Source organism: Halalkalibacter hemicellulosilyticusJCM 9152 (genome assembly GCF_000513115.1).
Lineage (GTDB): Bacteria > Bacillota > Bacilli > Bacillales > Bacillaceae_D > Halalkalibacter > Halalkalibacter hemicellulosilyticus.
Genome location: NZ_BAUU01000015.1, coordinates 38142 through 53711, shown reverse-complemented (window position 1 = coordinate 53711; position 15570 = coordinate 38142). Strand labels below are relative to the sequence as shown.

The 15570-nt window shown below is 36.2% G+C and carries 16 protein-coding genes and 1 riboswitch; of the genes, 6 read left to right on the top strand and 10 right to left on the bottom strand.

All coding sequences use genetic code 11. The features are described 5' to 3' along the window. Positions 1–218: 218 nt before the first annotated feature. Genes JCM9152_RS11005 through JCM9152_RS10990 form a run of 4 tightly spaced genes read right to left on the bottom strand, consistent with a single transcriptional unit; the run spans position 219 to position 3214 of the window. Positions 219–752, bottom strand: a complete 534-nt coding sequence (locus JCM9152_RS11005) for a 1,2-dihydroxy-3-keto-5-methylthiopentene dioxygenase (protein WP_035344160.1) — start codon at positions 750–752, stop codon at positions 219–221. Then, positions 739–1377, bottom strand: coding sequence for a methylthioribulose 1-phosphate dehydratase (locus JCM9152_RS11000; protein WP_035344158.1), 639 nt, complete (start codon positions 1375–1377; stop codon positions 739–741). Before JCM9152_RS11000 ends, JCM9152_RS11005 begins: the two co-directional genes overlap by 14 nt. Continuing rightward, positions 1374–2021, bottom strand: a complete 648-nt coding sequence (locus tag JCM9152_RS10995) for a 2-hydroxy-3-keto-5-methylthiopentenyl-1-phosphate phosphatase (RefSeq protein WP_035344156.1) — start codon at positions 2019–2021, stop codon at positions 1374–1376. Before JCM9152_RS10995 ends, JCM9152_RS11000 begins: the two co-directional genes overlap by 4 nt. A 5-nt stretch (positions 2022–2026) precedes the next feature. Further along, positions 2027–3214 carry a 2,3-diketo-5-methylthiopentyl-1-phosphate enolase gene (locus JCM9152_RS10990; protein ID WP_035344154.1) on the bottom strand — a complete coding sequence of 396 codons (1188 nt, stop codon included), beginning with the start codon at positions 3212–3214 and terminating at the stop codon, positions 2027–2029. A 165-nt stretch (positions 3215–3379) separates the two neighbouring features. After that, positions 3380–3485, top strand: a riboswitch (SAM riboswitch). A gap of 75 nt (positions 3486–3560) precedes the next feature. Here JCM9152_RS10990 and mtnK point away from each other — a divergent pair. Continuing rightward, the gene (gene mtnK, locus JCM9152_RS10985) at positions 3561–4772 is read left to right on the top strand and encodes an S-methyl-5-thioribose kinase (RefSeq protein WP_035344241.1); all 1212 of its coding nucleotides are present in this window, start codon (positions 3561–3563) and stop codon (positions 4770–4772) included. Then, on the top strand, positions 4769–5812 hold the full coding sequence (mtnA, locus tag JCM9152_RS10980) for an S-methyl-5-thioribose-1-phosphate isomerase (RefSeq protein WP_035344152.1): 1044 nt from the start codon (positions 4769–4771) through the stop codon (positions 5810–5812). The genes mtnK and mtnA overlap by 4 nt, the downstream gene beginning before the upstream one ends. Before the next feature lie 64 nt (positions 5813–5876). Here the strand turns inward: mtnA and sigF are convergent, their stop codons facing one another. The 5 genes from sigF to JCM9152_RS10955 form a co-directional block, all read right to left on the bottom strand. After that, positions 5877–6644, bottom strand: a complete 768-nt coding sequence (gene sigF, locus JCM9152_RS10975; RefSeq protein WP_035344150.1) for an RNA polymerase sporulation sigma factor SigF — start codon at positions 6642–6644, stop codon at positions 5877–5879. 12 nt (positions 6645–6656) lie between these two features. Then, positions 6657–7097 (bottom strand): anti-sigma F factor, encoded by a 441-nt coding sequence (gene spoIIAB / locus JCM9152_RS10970; RefSeq protein WP_035344148.1) that lies wholly within the window; start codon positions 7095–7097, stop codon positions 6657–6659. Beyond that, entirely contained in the window at positions 7098–7448 is a 351-nt protein-coding gene (gene spoIIAA, locus JCM9152_RS10965; protein ID WP_035344239.1) for an anti-sigma F factor antagonist, read from the bottom strand. It abuts the gene before it with no gap. Positions 7449–7580: 132 nt separating this feature from the next. Then, a complete protein-coding gene (locus JCM9152_RS10960) occupies positions 7581–8744 on the bottom strand; it encodes a D-alanyl-D-alanine carboxypeptidase family protein (RefSeq protein ID WP_035344237.1) in 1164 nt (387 codons plus the stop codon). Positions 8745–8939: 195 nt separating this feature from the next. Then, positions 8940–9140 carry an alpha/beta-type small acid-soluble spore protein gene (locus JCM9152_RS10955; protein ID WP_035344146.1) on the bottom strand — a complete coding sequence of 67 codons (201 nt, stop codon included), beginning with the start codon at positions 9138–9140 and terminating at the stop codon, positions 8940–8942. A gap of 186 nt (positions 9141–9326) precedes the next feature. Here JCM9152_RS10955 and JCM9152_RS10950 point away from each other — a divergent pair, with 186 nt between their 5' ends. After that, positions 9327–9515 carry an H-type small acid-soluble spore protein gene (locus JCM9152_RS10950; RefSeq protein ID WP_035344144.1) on the top strand — a complete coding sequence of 63 codons (189 nt, stop codon included), beginning with the start codon at positions 9327–9329 and terminating at the stop codon, positions 9513–9515. A gap of 769 nt (positions 9516–10284) precedes the next feature. Further along, positions 10285–11445, top strand: coding sequence for a glycosyltransferase family 2 protein (locus tag JCM9152_RS10945; RefSeq protein ID WP_158318432.1), 1161 nt, complete (start codon positions 10285–10287; stop codon positions 11443–11445). Between the two features lie 170 nt (positions 11446–11615). On the opposite strand, the gene JCM9152_RS10940 is transcribed toward JCM9152_RS10945, so the two are convergent. Then, complete coding sequence (locus JCM9152_RS10940; RefSeq protein ID WP_035344142.1) at positions 11616–12479, bottom strand: hypothetical protein; 864 nt, start codon at positions 12477–12479, stop codon at positions 11616–11618. 554 nt (positions 12480–13033) lie between these two features. On the opposite strand from JCM9152_RS10940, the gene JCM9152_RS10935 reads away from it, so the two are divergent. Together JCM9152_RS10935 and JCM9152_RS10930 are read left to right on the top strand one after the other, a co-directional pair. Beyond that, complete coding sequence (locus tag JCM9152_RS10935; protein WP_035344140.1) at positions 13034–13675, top strand: sulfotransferase family 2 domain-containing protein; 642 nt, start codon at positions 13034–13036, stop codon at positions 13673–13675. A gap of 898 nt (positions 13676–14573) precedes the next feature. Further along, complete coding sequence (locus tag JCM9152_RS10930) at positions 14574–15566, top strand: polysaccharide biosynthesis protein (protein WP_035344139.1); 993 nt, start codon at positions 14574–14576, stop codon at positions 15564–15566. Positions 15567–15570 lie beyond the last annotated feature (4 nt).

Genomic DNA, 15570 nt, shown 5'->3' with positions numbered 1-15570 from the left:
ACTACAAATTTTTTAATTGTTCATATAGAAAATCATTCCCCATGCCTACACCTCAACGTAAGAGATCTCAAAAAACGATCGATCATGTTTTTTGACAGATAAATGGTCATCCATGGATTAAACATATGACGATTTTTCAAACATATCATTTATTACAGCTGATCTATACAAAAAATCGTCAACGACCTTTAATCGTTGACGATTCGACTTAATTTATTTTAAAGCTTGTATTCTTTTTCTTCATAAGGATGAGCAACCCATCCTTCAGTATCAATAAATAGACGAACAGCGACAACTTGACGATCATCCATTAACGTGAAAAAGTGAGGTGTATATTCTGGGACAGAAATCACATCACCGGCTTCTAGTTCAATGTCAAAATATCCATTTTCACCTTTTACTATGAAAATACCATGCCCTGCTGTAATAGCACGAACTTCATCATCTGTATGAGTATGAACATTCTCAAACTTTTTCAAAAGCTCCTCTAAATTAGGAGTACTTTCTGATAATGAAATCACATCCCAGTTCACATAGCCTCTCCGTTCACCTAATGAGCGAATATCATCATCAAAACTATTTAAAATTTCCTGCTTATCTTCATCTGATAAATCAAAGCGTTCCTTTAAATGATCTGGTAATTTAGACATATCCCATTTTTCATACAATACTTCTTGACTTTCAAGAAATGCTTTCACCTCTTCTGTCCCTTGAATCACTTCATTCGTGTTACGAATTTTAATAACTGCCATTTTTAATAACCTCCTTTAAATTTGCTGCTTTTGCATGAAGCAACTTCATTTGATATGAAAATAAAAATTCACAAGCCTCTAAATGACGCTTGGCCTCAAACGCATTACGCCCCCACACAGTAATACCATGATTACGAATTAGGACGGCCTTTGTGTCGGGTTCAATCACATGACTAATAGCCTTGCCCAACGTAGGAAGGTCAGCGTAATTTTCAACGATAGGGATCGTTAATTGACCATCTTCCTCCCAAATACCAAATGCTTTAATAAGCTCGACTCCTTTGAAAGTAATAAATCCTTGTTCAAAATAGAGATCAGATATTAAGTTATTATCTAGCGTATGTACGTGCAAACTGCAACCAGCATCCGTCTTTTTATACACTTCTAAATGAATGACCGTTTCAGCCGACGGCTTACCTTCATCCGTTAATGGCTGTCCATCTTCGTTAACTAGAACAAAATCCTCAAGCGTTTCTTTGTACTTATCCTTTCCACTTACCGTTACTAAACATTGAAGTGGATCATCCTGTACTTTAATTGATAAATTTCCACTAGTTCCTGGAAACCAATCTCTTTCTGCTAGTTCTCTTTTAATACTTGCAAGTTCATTCCATTGCAAAATCAAGCCTCAAGCCCCCTTTCGTTCAAGACTTCAATACAATCATGAAACGTGACAAATGGCGCATGTTTCAGATTCAATTGTTGACATTTTTCTAATAATAAATCTCGTGCTAAAACAAAATCAGCTTGTTTGGCTGCTTGTAAATCCGTAATTGAATCACCAATGACAATAATATCTCTACCTTTTGCTTCCTTACGGATAATAGAAGGCTTGCAGCAACCGCAATCATTTTCACAAAAAGCGTCACATTCATGGGGCCATTCAATTTTGATCGTCTCCTCAGCAAAGCTTGCCGAATTACAATAAACAGGTAATTTATACGCTTTTAATAAAGGTTCAACAAAGAAGTCAATTCCACCACTTACAATGATCAATTCTATTCCTTGTTCCTTTGTATACGTGACAAAATCGTCAAAGCCTTCGCGAATTCTAGCATCAGCTAAAATAAAATCGATCAACTGTTGTTTCGAAGAAGATGGCAACAAGCGGAAGAGCTGCCCGACACCTTGCTGAATTGAGATTTTTTCTTCTAAAATTTGATCCTTGATTTCATTCCACTCAGGAGGCGCAAATTCCTTCATAATCGCAATAATATTATCGTTCGTTGTAATCGTTCCATCAAAATCACAAAATATAACAGGCTTCATTCTTCTTACGCTCCTCCCCAAAGCTCAATTGCTTGGCGGAGTTCTACAGAATGCTGGGCGGCATCCTTTAAAGATTGACCTTGCATAACCGCATCAATTGCTTGGTGGAATGCTTTTCCACCTGCAGGTGCACCTCCAGGGTGACCATGAATTCCTCCGCCAGCATTAATCACACTATCGATTCCAAAGTCTTCGTATAACTTCGGTGTTAGACCAGGGTGAATACCAGCAGAAGGCACTGGAAAGGCCCGATGATACAGATCTTTAGCGGTTAATTCACGAGCAATCTTAATCGTTTCCTCCTTGGCCATCTCGACTGATCCATAAGGCGATGGGAATAAGACAAGATCCGCACCTGCCATGCGCGAAAGCTTTCCAAGAAGAAGAGAAGGAGATAGACCATAATCAGCTGATGAAATCATCGCACCTGAAAATGCAGGATGTGCCATAATAGGCAGCGGAATGTCCGGGTCCTCTGATAATTCTTGTAGCACGTCTAATCCATATAAGAATACATTGAATAGGAGCAAATCTGCTCCTGCATCTACAGCCCGCTTTGCTTGCTCCTTCAACTGAAACGTACGGCCTGTAATATTGGCTGCATATAGTGTTCTTTTCCCTGTCTCTTCTTCACTTTCCTTAAGTGCTTCTTTGCACACTCTTATGCGGTTAGTTAAAGGTGTCAGTTCATTTTCAAACAAGATTTCATCGTCTTTGACGATATCGACACCACCAAGTGCTTGACCTTTCATTTGTTCCTTCAAAGAAGATAGATCTCGGCCGATTACCCCTTTGAAAATGCTCATCAACAATGGACGATCATAAGCTCCTAAAAGTTTTCGTAGACCTTCTATCCCAACTTTTGGTCCAGGATATACTTTCTTTAAGTCTTCACTAAAGGAAAGATCCACTAACTTCACTTTACCATCCAAAGAGAGCTTTCCAAATACAGTTGTCAAAATGGCCGGAATATCATTCGTGAAATTCAAACTTGGATATCCAATCGTTATGACTGATTTTCCAGCTAAGATTTCTGTATTAACAACTCGCCCTTTATGCTTTTTTAATTGTTCTTGCTCGACTGAAGGAAGGTTTGTCCATGATCCAACCGTTAATCCAACAGCAATCGAATCGGCTTTTTTTTCAATATTCGTTGTTCCATCTATTAGGTAGGTTGCTAGTACCTCACCCATATTTGCCACCACCTATATATCAACAGTTATGTATTCGTTCATTAATTAAAAATTATGACAGTATTCTATTTTTTCGTCAATCTTTTTACTTTTCAAACAATCTGAATTGACAAACTATATTGAAAAAGTGTAACATGACCGTATATTAAATGGCGATGAATAACACTCTTATCATGAGAAGGCTGAGGGATTTGGACCGATGACGCCCGGCAACCTGCATTACGCAAAGGTGCTACTTCCAACAGAATGAAACCATTCTGAAAGATGAGAGGAACGAACAGTACTGTTTCAATCCTCTTGATCAATCAAGAGGATTTTTCATTTGATAGAGCGAAAGGGAGGAAAGATGATGACAATAGATACTGTTAAATACGAACCTTTTACAATTGAAACTGCAGTAGACTATAGTAAACAAATCGGGCTATTTGAACAAAGTGATTTATTAGAAGCTGAGGAAATTGGAGATGGCAATCTCAACCTCGTTTTTCGCATTCAAAATAAAAATACGAATAAATCAATTATATTGAAGCAAGCCTTACCGTACGCAAAGGTTGTCGGTTCTAGCTGGCCATTAACGCTTGATCGTGCTCGTATCGAAAGCGAAGCATTGAAACACGCCTATGAAGTGGTACCAGAGTTTACGCCTCGTGTTTATCATTCTGATCATACATTGGCTGTTACGGTCATGGATGACTTATCTCATTTACAAATAGTACGAAAAGGATTAATTGAGGGGAATGTTTATCCTCGTCTCGCGCGAGATATCGGGACTTTTTTAGCGCATACGTTATTTTACCATTCTGATTTTGGGATGAATCAACAAGAGAAAAAGAAATTGACGTTAAAATTCAACAACCCTGAGCTTTGTAAAATTACAGAAGATCTTGTATTTACAGACCCATTCTTTGATCATGACACAAATAATATTCCGAGCAAATTAAGAGAGTTTGTCGAAACAACACTTTGGTCAGATAAATCATTAAAAAGAGAAGTTGCTTCTTTGAAACACCTATTCTTAACAAAAGGAGAAGCGCTCATCCACGGGGACCTACATACTGGTAGTATATTTGCTTCGGCAGAAGAAACAGTTGTCATTGATCCCGAATTTGCCTACTTCGGCCCAATCGGCTTTGATATCGGTGCCTTTATTGCTAATATTCTACTAAACTATCTCTCTCAAGAAGGTCATATTGAGGATGAGCAGGCAAGAAACGAATATCAAGACTATTTACTAAGTGTATTAACAGAAACATGGAATGTATTTGATGTGGAATTCGGTGCCCTATGGCAAGACAATGCTCAAGATTCATTTATGAAAGTAGATGGTTACTTAGATGATGTTCTTAATCAAATCTTTCAAGATACTCTTGGCTTTGCTGGATGTAAAATGATTCGTCGCATGATTGGATTAGCTGGTGTCGAAGACGTTGAAGCGATTGAAAATGAGGAATTACGCTTAAACGTTAAGCGTACTGCAATTACACTGGGTAAATTACTTATTCAAAACCGCTCACAAATAACATCCATTAATGAACTAAAGAAGGTTGTGACACAATGACAAAAGCAGTAGAACCGATTCGTTCAGTTGAATGGAAGAACAATCATGTTAAACTTCTGGACCAACGACTATTACCACAGCAAACCGTATTTTTAACATTAACAACGATACAAGATATTTGGGATGCTATCTTTGAATTAAAAGTAAGAGGTGCTCCAGCCATTGGTATATCTGCTGCCTATGGGTTATGTTTATGGTCTCAAGCATTTGAAGGAGATGATTTTCAGACTTATTTAACTTCACTCCAAGAACAGGCCACTTACTTAGAGTCAGCAAGACCTACTGCTGTCAATTTATTTTGGGCTATTAGACGAGTTGTTAACGTTACTAAATCAGTAAGCTCTGTAACAGAGGCAAAGCAACTCATACTAAATGAGGCAAAGCTTATCCAAGAAGAAGATGAAGCTGTTTGTAAAGCGATTGGCGAATACGGGTTAACTTTATTTAATGAAGGTGATACTCTTCTTACACATTGTAACGCTGGTGGAATCGCGACTGCACGATATGGTACAGCTCTTGCACCTTTTTACCTTGCAAAGGAGCAAGGAATCTCATTAAATGCCTTTGCTTGTGAGACAAGACCTGTCTTGCAAGGAGCACGTCTAACGGCATGGGAATTACAAAACCTTGGTGTAAACGTCACTCTAATCACAGACAATATGGCTGCCCATACAATGAAATCAAAAGGGATCAACGCAGTAATAGTCGGAGCAGATCGAATTGCAGCTAATGGAGATACCGCTAATAAGATTGGAACATTCGGTATTGCTTTAATCGCTAAAGCTTTAAATATTCCATTTTATGTCGCTGCTCCACTATCAACAATTGATTTAGATACAACTTCTGGTAGTGAAATCGAAATTGAAGAGCGACATGCTGATGAAATAAGAACGATTAATGGTCAGCAAATCTCTCCTAAAGATATACAAGTATACAATCCTGCTTTTGATATAACTCCGTCTGAGTATATTACTGGTATCATAACAGAAAAGGGAGTTATTAAAGGGAATTATATCGAAAAGTTAGCTAAATTGTTTTAACTAGATAAGAAATAAAGGTTTGTCACAAAAGGTTACTTGTTTCTTTTGCGACAAACCTTATTATTTATGGTTCGCTCATTTCGTTTTTCATTTGTTCCAATATTTTCTTTTCTAATCTTGAAACTTGTACTTGTGAAATCCCTAATCGGTTAGCAACTTCAGACTGAGTCTGATCTTTATAATATCGTAAATAAACAATTAATCGTTCACGTTCATCCAAATCTCGTATCGCTTCCTTTAAAGCGATTTTATCAAACCATTTCGTTTCTGTTTGATCAGCAATTTGATCAAGGAGTGTAATTGGATCGCCATCATTTTCATAGACAGTTTCATGGATTGATGACAATGATTTACTCGCTTCTCCAGCAAATACAACTTCTTCTGGTGAAATATCTAAATATTTGGCAATTTCATTAACCGTTGGCGTTCGTCCTAGCGTCTTTGTCATTTCATCTTTTACTTTGCGAATTTTGTTACTTAATTCCTTAATAGAACGACTCACCTTTACCGTACCATCATCTCGCAAAAAGCGCTGAATTTCTCCAATAATCATCGGAACAGCATATGTTGAGAATTTCACATCATAGGAAAGATCAAATTTATCTACTGATTTAATTAATCCAATACACCCAATCTGAAACAAATCGTCAGCCTCATACCCTCGATTCATAAAGCGCTGAACAACGGACCACACGAGGCGAGTATTACGATTAACAATCATGTCCCTTGACTCTTGATCTCCGGCTTGACTTTTCGCAATTAATTCCTTTACTTCCTCATCAGTAAAATGAGGTCGTTGCTGCTTTTTTTGCTGTTTAACCTCCACATCCATAGTCAAAACCCCTTAATTACACATAGCTTTGCTATTTGTAAGAGTTTTCTTCAAATAAACGGTTGTCCCAATCATCGGTTCTGAGACAACATCAACTTGATCCATGAAGTTTTCCATAATCGTAAAGCCCATTCCTGATCGTTCAAGCTCTGGCTTTGACGTATATAATGGCATTCTCGCTTCTTCAATGTCTTGTATTCCTAGCCCTTCATCACGAATAATGAGTTCAATAGCACTCTCAACTAATTTAACATGAATATATACGAGCCCATTTGGATCGTTATGATATCCATGAATAATCGCATTCGTAACAGCTTCAGATACGACTGTTTTAATTTCCGTTAGTTCATCCATCGTCGGATCAAGCTGAGCAATGAAAGCAGCAACCGTTATTCTAGCAAATGATTCATTTTGACTAACAGCCGAAAATTGTAAGTCCATATGATTTTTCATTTAGGCCACCCCCAAAGTCTGTAACGCATACTGCTCGCTCTCTTCTAAACGAATAATTTTAAATAAGCCTGAAAGTTCAAACAAGCGTTTAACAGCTGGTGAAATGGCACAAACAACCATTTCACCACCCACTGCCTTTACTTGCTTATACCTACCTAATATGACGCCAAGACCTGAGCTATCCATAAATGAAAGTTGCTCCAAATTTAAAACGATATGTCTCACTTCATGTTGTACTAGCTTATTCTCTACCTGCGTTCGCAACTCCTCTGCCGTATGATGATCAAGCTCTCCAACGAGGCGAACAAGTAATACAGCTCCTCTTTCCTCTACACCAATTTGCAAACTCAACATGATCACTCTCCCTCTAGGTTCAATTTGCACAAAAGATGTGCTCCTTTGCTAGAGAAATTCTCCTTATTCACTGTTACTTCCTGCTTCATGACAAAACTAGTGTGATTTCGAACAAAGTAGTCAATCTCCTTAAGAAGATACAGCAAATTTCCCAATCGTTCGTTTGAATATCGTCCACCATGATGCTTCCTGCACTTCGCTCTCTGCTAATAAATTCGTTTTGTTTAACACTTGTCCTTCTTTTTCAATATAAAGAGTTCCAATTACAGCACCTTTTTCAATCGGAGCACGTAAGTCGTCATTTAACTGTATGCGTTCAACAACATCATCTATTTTTACTCCTTTTTTCGTTAGTAGTGATACCGATTCAGCAGTCATTGCTGCAACCTGCTTCTTATCCCCTTTACTAACGTTCACATCTGCCATCACATAACCACGGTCATATAATTTATGTGTTTCATATTGACTAAACGAATAATCTAGCATCGACGTAATTTGAGCGTTTCGTTCCTTTGGAGAAGGTGCCCCCATTACAACCGTAATAATTCTCATTCCCTTTTTCTCAGCTGTAGCTGCTAAGCAATATTTCGCCTCTTGAGTAAAGCCAGTTTTCAACCCATCTACTCCAGGATAGAATTTCACTAGCTTATTCGTATTTACAAGCCAAAACGGGTCTTCACTATCTTGACGTAAATAATCTTCGTAAATCCCAGTGAAAGTTGTGATGTCTTCATATTTTAATAATTCCTTCGACATGATCGCCAAGTCATGAGCAGATGAATAATGATCATCAGCTGGAAGACCATTGACATTTACAAAGTGAGTATGCTCTAATCCTAAGTCCTTAGCCTTGTTATTCATCATATCGACAAATTCTTCTTCTGTCCCAGCGATATGCTCAGCCATTGCGACAGATGCGTCATTGCCTGAAGCAACCGCGATCGCCTTCAGCATATCACGGACAGTCATCTCTTCACCCGGTTCTAAAAAGATTTGTGATCCCCCCATAGAGGCTGCATATTCACTTGTACGAACCATGTCATCATATGTAATCACTTCACGTTCAAGTGCCTCCATAATTAATAGCATCGTCATAATTTTAGTCATACTAACAGGTGGTAATTTCTCGTCTTTATTTTTCTCAAAAATAATTTCACCTGTATCTCGTTCAATAACAATTGCTGAGGTTGCATTTTCAGCTAATTTCACTTGTTTCTCGGCTGCAGTAACTGTCGGTGCCCATAAACCGATAATAATACTGACACATACAATACTGGATAGAACTTTCCTCATCTCCATCCGACCTCCAATTTTATTTTCATTGTCGTACTCACAACCTTTGTGACACTTCACCTAAGTTTGCTCTTTCCATCTTTACCATTTTTTTAATCTTTATACATTTCATTTTTGCTCGTGGCATTTGAAAGAGCAAAATAGCTCGGAAGGATGTACCTCCCGAGCTACGCCATCATTATAAAAGGAACTTAATTATTTTGAATAGCCACCCATTTGTGACTCAGCTTGTTGTACCAAGCGCTTTGTAATTTCTCCACCAACTGAACCATTTGCGCGAGACGTTGCATCAGGACCAAGTTTCACACCGAATTCTGAAGCAATTTCATACTTCATTTGATCCAATGCCTGTTGAACACCAGGTACTACTAATTGGTTACTATTATTGTTAGCCATATTATCTCACCTCACTTTGTTGTGTTCACCATTAGCTTGCTTCCACTCCTTCAATCTATACTTAGTGAAAATTGCCAACAAAATCATCTTCTTTGAGCGTCAAACTTCACTTTGCTACATAAAACTTTTCGAAGTACGCAAACTATCGTTGAAAACTATTTCAGAAAGAAAGGATAAAATTAAATCATGGAAATGAAACGAATCAAACAAATTCTTTCATCAACAGCTGATGTAGACGTCACATATAATGGAACATCTGTTTGGATTGATGAGTTCAACGAATCTGATCATACAGCTGTTGTTCATTTACGTGGACCTCTTGAAGAACGTACGATTGTACCCATAAGTGAATTAAACGAAGAATTTGAAAACTAGACAGGCAAATTACTCTTTGCTTTTATTTCAAATTAATATCGAGTCAGGAACAAAAAGTAGTTCAATCAAAGAAAAATTCAATGTTGAGAGGCTGGGACAAAAGTATTTCTATAAATGAAAAACCGAACAAATCTAGAGTGGAGCACATTCACCGCTCCTGAAATATACTTCGCTTTCCGCGGGAAGCTGGTGAGCCTCCGCGTGCTACACACGGCGGGGTCTCACCTTTGCTTTTCATGAGGCCACTGAAAAAGTGAAAATCACACTTTTCCAGTGGCCTTTAAGTAATGTGCGTAGCCGTTGCCCGAATTTGAAAGCCTTGCTATGAGTGGGTTCCTCATAGAAATGCGCGCAACGAGCGGAGCCACTACTCTTCTTTGAGTTACTAGAAAGGACTTTTTCAGTGCTCTCCTTTTCATCCCCAGGAGTTTATCCGCTACTTTCTCTAAATGCTCAGAACCTCAGCTAAAGACTTTTGTTATGTCCCAGTCTCTACCTTAGTGGTACCGCATTTTTATTTAATGGTTTCGGATAAATTGGACTCATCTAATTCTAATTCAAAAATTGTCTAGAACCATCTATTCACCCAATAATTTCCATATCCTTATATCGATTTATCAAACTGTTAGCGCTTGTTTAATGTGTAGGCAATTACAGAATTAAACACAAAAAGCGAAAAAATGAACAAAGCTAGGAATATGCCGTGTCCATAGGTACATACAGGAATAAAATAAATTTATAGTATAAGGTAAAGGGAGCGATGTTTATTGTGGCTGATGTAGGGATTGTCATGCCGGTGTATAAACAAAACAGTAAAATATTCAAAAAAGCTATAGAGTCTATCATTAATCAAAAATACTTCAATTTTCAGTTTGTTATAGTCATTGATGGCATAACCCCCAATGTAGAGCGTATTGCTCAACACTACGCCAGAAAAGATCCAAGAATTATTGTTATTTCAAGGCAAAATAATAGTGGAACTGCAGCTGCTCTAAATATTGGCTTTGATTATTTAATGAAGCAAAGAAAAATAGAGTTTTTAACCTGGGTATCAAGCGATAATATTTACTATCCTAATTTTGTTGAAGTTTTAAGAAAACAATTAAAAAAATCACCGCCAGAAGTTGGCTTAGCATATGGAAGTTTTAGATTCGTGAACGACCAAGGTAAAAAAATTGATAAAAATTACAATTTATTAAAATGGCAAAATCAACCGAAAGAAAACTTAGTAAACTATTACTTTCTCGGTTACGCATTCATGTATAAGAAAAGGATCGCTCAGAAAATAGAAGGCTACAAATACACGCCAGTCGAGGATTTGGATTTTTTTTTACGTTTAACTGAACACTGTGATATCACCTTTGTTCCAATAGAACTTATGGATTTCAGACTTAACTCTCCTCACAGTAATTCGATTGAAATAAATAATTCAGAGGAAAAACGTAGGATGAGACGTTATTTGATGTTCCTTGTTATGAACGAGGCGCTTCAGCGGAGGAATATCAGCCCTGAGCTAACGATTATCTTCCCTGTAGGAGATTCTTCAGAAAAATCCATACAAGCTTTGGAGAATATTCTAGATCAATTTTTATCAAATTTTAAGTTGATCATTTATGACGTTTCGGCCAATAAAGAATTTCTTCCTGTAATAAATGAGATTCCTGATATTCGCACACAATATTTTTCGGCACCAAGCGGCAATTTAGACGAAATTTCATTAAAAAGCTTGGAGTTAGCGGATACAAGGTTCGTCATGTTTTTTCGATCAGAAAACTGCTTTCAGCATCCGGAACAACTTAAAGAAATGTTAAATGCCGCTTGCACCAACCCTTTTAATAGCCAAGGTTCAGCCGGGCTTGTGTATCCTAAATTCGGAAAAATATATCCAAAAGAATATCTATCATCTTTACTAAACGACAACAACAATTAAATGAATTCATAAGGTAAAAAGATACCAATCTGTTCTTCTGGTTGGTATCTTATCTTTATAAAATGCAACATTCAAAAACGGCAATAAAAATCGAAACACCTATCGCCCATGATTCTAAGCAACAGGTTGTTTCAATTGTCATTATTTTATTAAAGCAGTGACCAAGCCGTTCAACAGGAAGCATCAAATCGATATTCCTTCCCTAGAAAATCTTGGATAATTCTATTTTTTTCTTTTTCATCAGATATCATGTCTCCAATGACGTTAAGTGGATTACCATTTTCATCTTTCCATAAGCCCTGCACCTTTTTCTCATTTTCCATGGAAAATGCTGCATTCCCCTTATGACTATGATTTATATAGACCCTCTTTTTTATTATTTCGTGTGGAAGCCTTATCGCTGCAGCCCATATTCCCATGGGATTTGGTTGGAAAATGTTATGCCTCATTCCCTCTAAATAATCTTTAACCCGATAGATTAAACAATTAAATGAACTTGAGATGTTATAATATTCAGCGAGCTCATTCGTGACAGAATCATAAATATAGCCATTTTGACAAACTAACACTTTTGTTTGACTTTGGGGTTTGTAATGATAAAGATAATTAATATAATTTTTATGGTACGCATCATCGCTATAAAGATGGAGTTCATAGAAAAATGTATAGCCTTTAATTGCGTTTATTACAGCTCCTTCATATTCACTACTGGAAACAAACCTAATATTGAAAGGTAGAGGCGGATAATTTTGCAATGCTTCTTCAATAAATTTTCTGGAACTATCATGATACACGATAAAAGCGAGATAGTTTGGATTTGTTTGGTTAAGAAGACTCAATAAAGTAAATTTCATGAAAATAGCGACCCTTTTATTAATCCATTCCTTTGTAAGATGTGTATCATCCCTAGGAATATTCGGATAATCAATATTATCTGACAATAGCGTCCTCCGAACATTCAAATTATTAAAAGGAATATAGACAATAATACGGTTATTAGCAACTTTCGGGCCTTTATACGCAGGTTTCCCCAATATTCATCACTCCTTACATAAAATTAGTTCATATACACTCCTAAATAATATGAATCTTATTTTATGTTGGTTTGAATAACTTACCTAGATTTAGTGAAATTTTTGAAAGAAAACTTTGATTCACTTTTCATTAATCTTCTTTTTACATCTGAAACCTGTGTTATTGTACCCTTCATTTCATTTTTGAAGCAATTGTTTATTCTCCCTTTTTTCAAATCCCAGCGGTTATCTAGAGGCCAATGAACAAGTTTATGCAAAGCTAGTGATGTTTTGTATGAATAACATGTTCCAGTCAGCATTTTAAACCATTATTTAATTATATAGTTTTTTATAAAAGAGATCGGACTACTCAAAGTGAAATTACCATTCATATAAAGAATCATAAGGTGATTCAATTGTAGATCAAAACTAATAACTAAATCAGGAATATGCCGTGATCATCATACTCTACGGGAATACACTGATCGTATAAAACATAATTATATGATTTTTGATAATGTGCTTCTGATATAAAGAAAATGGTCATTGTCAAAAAAAAAGAAAGAAGGTGCCATATGTATAAAGACAAAACAGTAATCTTCATTCATATACCCAAGACTGGAGGAACTTCATTAGCTGAAATGATAAAAAAGCATTACAATCCAGCCGAAGTTCAAGAAGTTAAATTTGCATCGATAAATACAATTAAAAAAATAAACGAAAACATAAAACTTGTAACAGGTCACCACGTTTTCGGCCACTATCAAGACACAGGACCATGTGTATACGTAACGATGCTACGGGACCCAGTTGAGCGTTTGATCTCACAGTATTATTATGACAAATATGTACTAAAAATCGATGGTATTGCAAGATATAGTTTAGAAGAATATGCACAATTGGATTACAATGTAAACTTGCAAACAAAATATATTGCTGGTGGTACAGTGAATGTAAAGCAAGCTATTTCCAATTTAAAAACTTTTGCATTTTTTGGAATAACGGAAATGTTTTCAGAGTCCTTAGTGTTGATGGAAAAGACATTCGGGTGGAAAAACTCTCCTTATTCAAAAATAAATGTAAATGAAAAGAAACCAAAAATTGAAACGATACCAAAAGAAACAATAGAAAAAATAGAAAAAGCAAACTTCTTCGATATACAACTATATAAATGGGCTAAAAAACATTTTGAAAAACGGTTAAGGTATAACAAATAAGATGAGCTCGTTTTTTAAAAAGGATGAAACGATGCTGGAAATCTGTTTAGCGTCTCCTTAATCAAGTACATTTTGTACTTGATGGTGAATTAGAGACCAACGTAGTATAAAAGATTGAAACTTCCCCTCCTTTAAACCAAAGATCTGTTTCGTCTTTTCAAATGGATAGAGTATTGAGAAGTAGCCTATATAGCCATGGATCAATAATTGAAGAAGGATGAACAACCTTTGTTGAAAGTTCAGTATTCGAAGGTTTTTTTATTAGTACAGCAACTCTTGTAACTCCTAAATTGCTACAATGAGAAATACTGAGCCTTATATCTGTTCAAATATAGAGAATTCTATTTTTCTTTTTAATCGGTTATTATTACTTCACTTTAGTCTATCCATAAGTCCTATACTTTTTTATTCTCCATGAACAATGCTGCATTACCCTTATGGCTATGATTTATATAAATATTCGCTTCTATTTCTTGTGGAAGCCTTATGCTCCAGCCCATATTCCCGTGAGAGATGATCGAAAATGGTATGCCTTACCTTATTCCCTCTATATTATCTTAAACCTAATAGATTAAACATTTAAATAACTTGAAATATTATACTATTTAACGGGCGCGCTAGTGAGCGAATCATCAATATAGCCATGTTAACAAACTTCACTTTTCTTTGACACCTTAGTTTTATGGTACGTACCATTGCTGTAAAGATGGCGTTTCCAAAATACCATCCGGTTACCGCTTTTCAACACCAACATATTCGTCTCTATCTTAAGTCTAAAGAACAATAGCATAAGTATAATAGCCGTGTCAGTGAAACTCCTCTTTCATAGTATGTACAGAGTCATTTTAAATTAATAGGAAATTCTTCTAGAAACAGCTTTATACAAGGAGAGATGTTAATGTTTCAAAATAAGACTATATTAGTAACTGGTGGTACGGGTTCTTGGGGATATGAACTAGTCAAAAAATTACTTCATTTTAACCCAAAAGAAATTCATATATTCTCACGAAACGAGTATGCTCAAGTCAAGATGAATCGAATGTTTTCAGATTATAACTGCTTAAAATATGTGATAGGTGATGTGCGGGATTTTGAAGCAGTATCTAACGCAACGAAAGAGGTTGACTATGTTTTTCATTTGGCAGCATTGAAACATGTACCGGTATGTGAAGATCAACCTTTAGAAGCTATAAAAACCAATATTATTGGTACAGAAAATATCATTAAAGCCAGTATCCATCATGGGGTAAAGAAAGTTATTGATGTTTCGACAGACAAAGCGGTTGACCCAGTGAATCTTTATGGATTAACGAAAGCTGTCGGTGAAAAATTAATCATTCAAGCAAACCAATTAAGTAAAGATACAAGATTTGTTTGTATCCGTGGCGGAAATGTTATTGGCACCAATGGTAGCGCCATTCCTTTTTTTAAGGAACAAATTATCCATCGCCATCAAGTACCGCTTACTTCCAAAGAAATGACACGCTTTTTCCTTACGGTTTCGCAAGCAATTGATTTACTGCTCAAAGCTTCCGAGATAGCTATTGGCGGAGAGACTTTTGTAATGAAGATGAAGTCATGTAGAATTGTCGATTTAATTAGAGTTTTGGAAGAACAATATGCAACGAAAGGCATTGAAATAAAAGAGATTGGTATTCGTCCAGGAGAAAAACTTCATGAAGTATTAATATCAAATTACGAATCAAAAAACACTTATAAATTTGATGAAGAATACTATGTCATTCTCCCTTCACATCCTTCAGATAATCTAGTAAAAAAATATAGTCAATTACCTAAAGTATTGTTCAACAAATATCAATCCAATGATGAACTAATGTCGCTTAGTGAAATAGAAAAAATCCTTAAAAAAGCAAATGTTCATTCTTCGTAAGGCG

What these genes read in the sequence shown, in the direction of transcription:
- mtnK (WP_035344241.1), top strand. Translation starts at nt 3,561, where the DNA reads ATGATGACAATAGATACTGTTAAATACGAACCTTTTACAATTGAAACT.
- JCM9152_RS10960 (WP_035344237.1), bottom strand. Translation starts at nt 8,744, where the DNA reads ATGAGGAAAGTTCTATCCAGTATTGTATGTGTCAGTATTATTATCGGT.
- JCM9152_RS10930 (WP_035344139.1), top strand. Translation starts at nt 14,574, where the DNA reads ATGTTTCAAAATAAGACTATATTAGTAACTGGTGGTACGGGTTCTTGG.
- mtnA (WP_035344152.1), top strand. Translation starts at nt 4,769, where the DNA reads ATGACAAAAGCAGTAGAACCGATTCGTTCAGTTGAATGGAAGAACAAT.
- JCM9152_RS10935 (WP_035344140.1), top strand. Translation starts at nt 13,034, where the DNA reads ATGTATAAAGACAAAACAGTAATCTTCATTCATATACCCAAGACTGGA.
- JCM9152_RS11005 (WP_035344160.1), bottom strand. Translation starts at nt 752, where the DNA reads ATGGCAGTTATTAAAATTCGTAACACGAATGAAGTGATTCAAGGGACA.
- JCM9152_RS10950 (WP_035344144.1), top strand. Translation starts at nt 9,327, where the DNA reads ATGGAAATGAAACGAATCAAACAAATTCTTTCATCAACAGCTGATGTA.
- JCM9152_RS10955 (WP_035344146.1), bottom strand. Translation starts at nt 9,140, where the DNA reads ATGGCTAACAATAATAGTAACCAATTAGTAGTACCTGGTGTTCAACAG.
- spoIIAB (WP_035344148.1), bottom strand. Translation starts at nt 7,097, where the DNA reads ATGAAAAATCATATGGACTTACAATTTTCGGCTGTTAGTCAAAATGAA.
- sigF (WP_035344150.1), bottom strand. Translation starts at nt 6,644, where the DNA reads ATGGATGTGGAGGTTAAACAGCAAAAAAAGCAGCAACGACCTCATTTT.
- JCM9152_RS10990 (WP_035344154.1), bottom strand. Translation starts at nt 3,214, where the DNA reads ATGGGTGAGGTACTAGCAACCTACCTAATAGATGGAACAACGAATATT.
- JCM9152_RS10995 (WP_035344156.1), bottom strand. Translation starts at nt 2,021, where the DNA reads ATGAAGCCTGTTATATTTTGTGATTTTGATGGAACGATTACAACGAAC.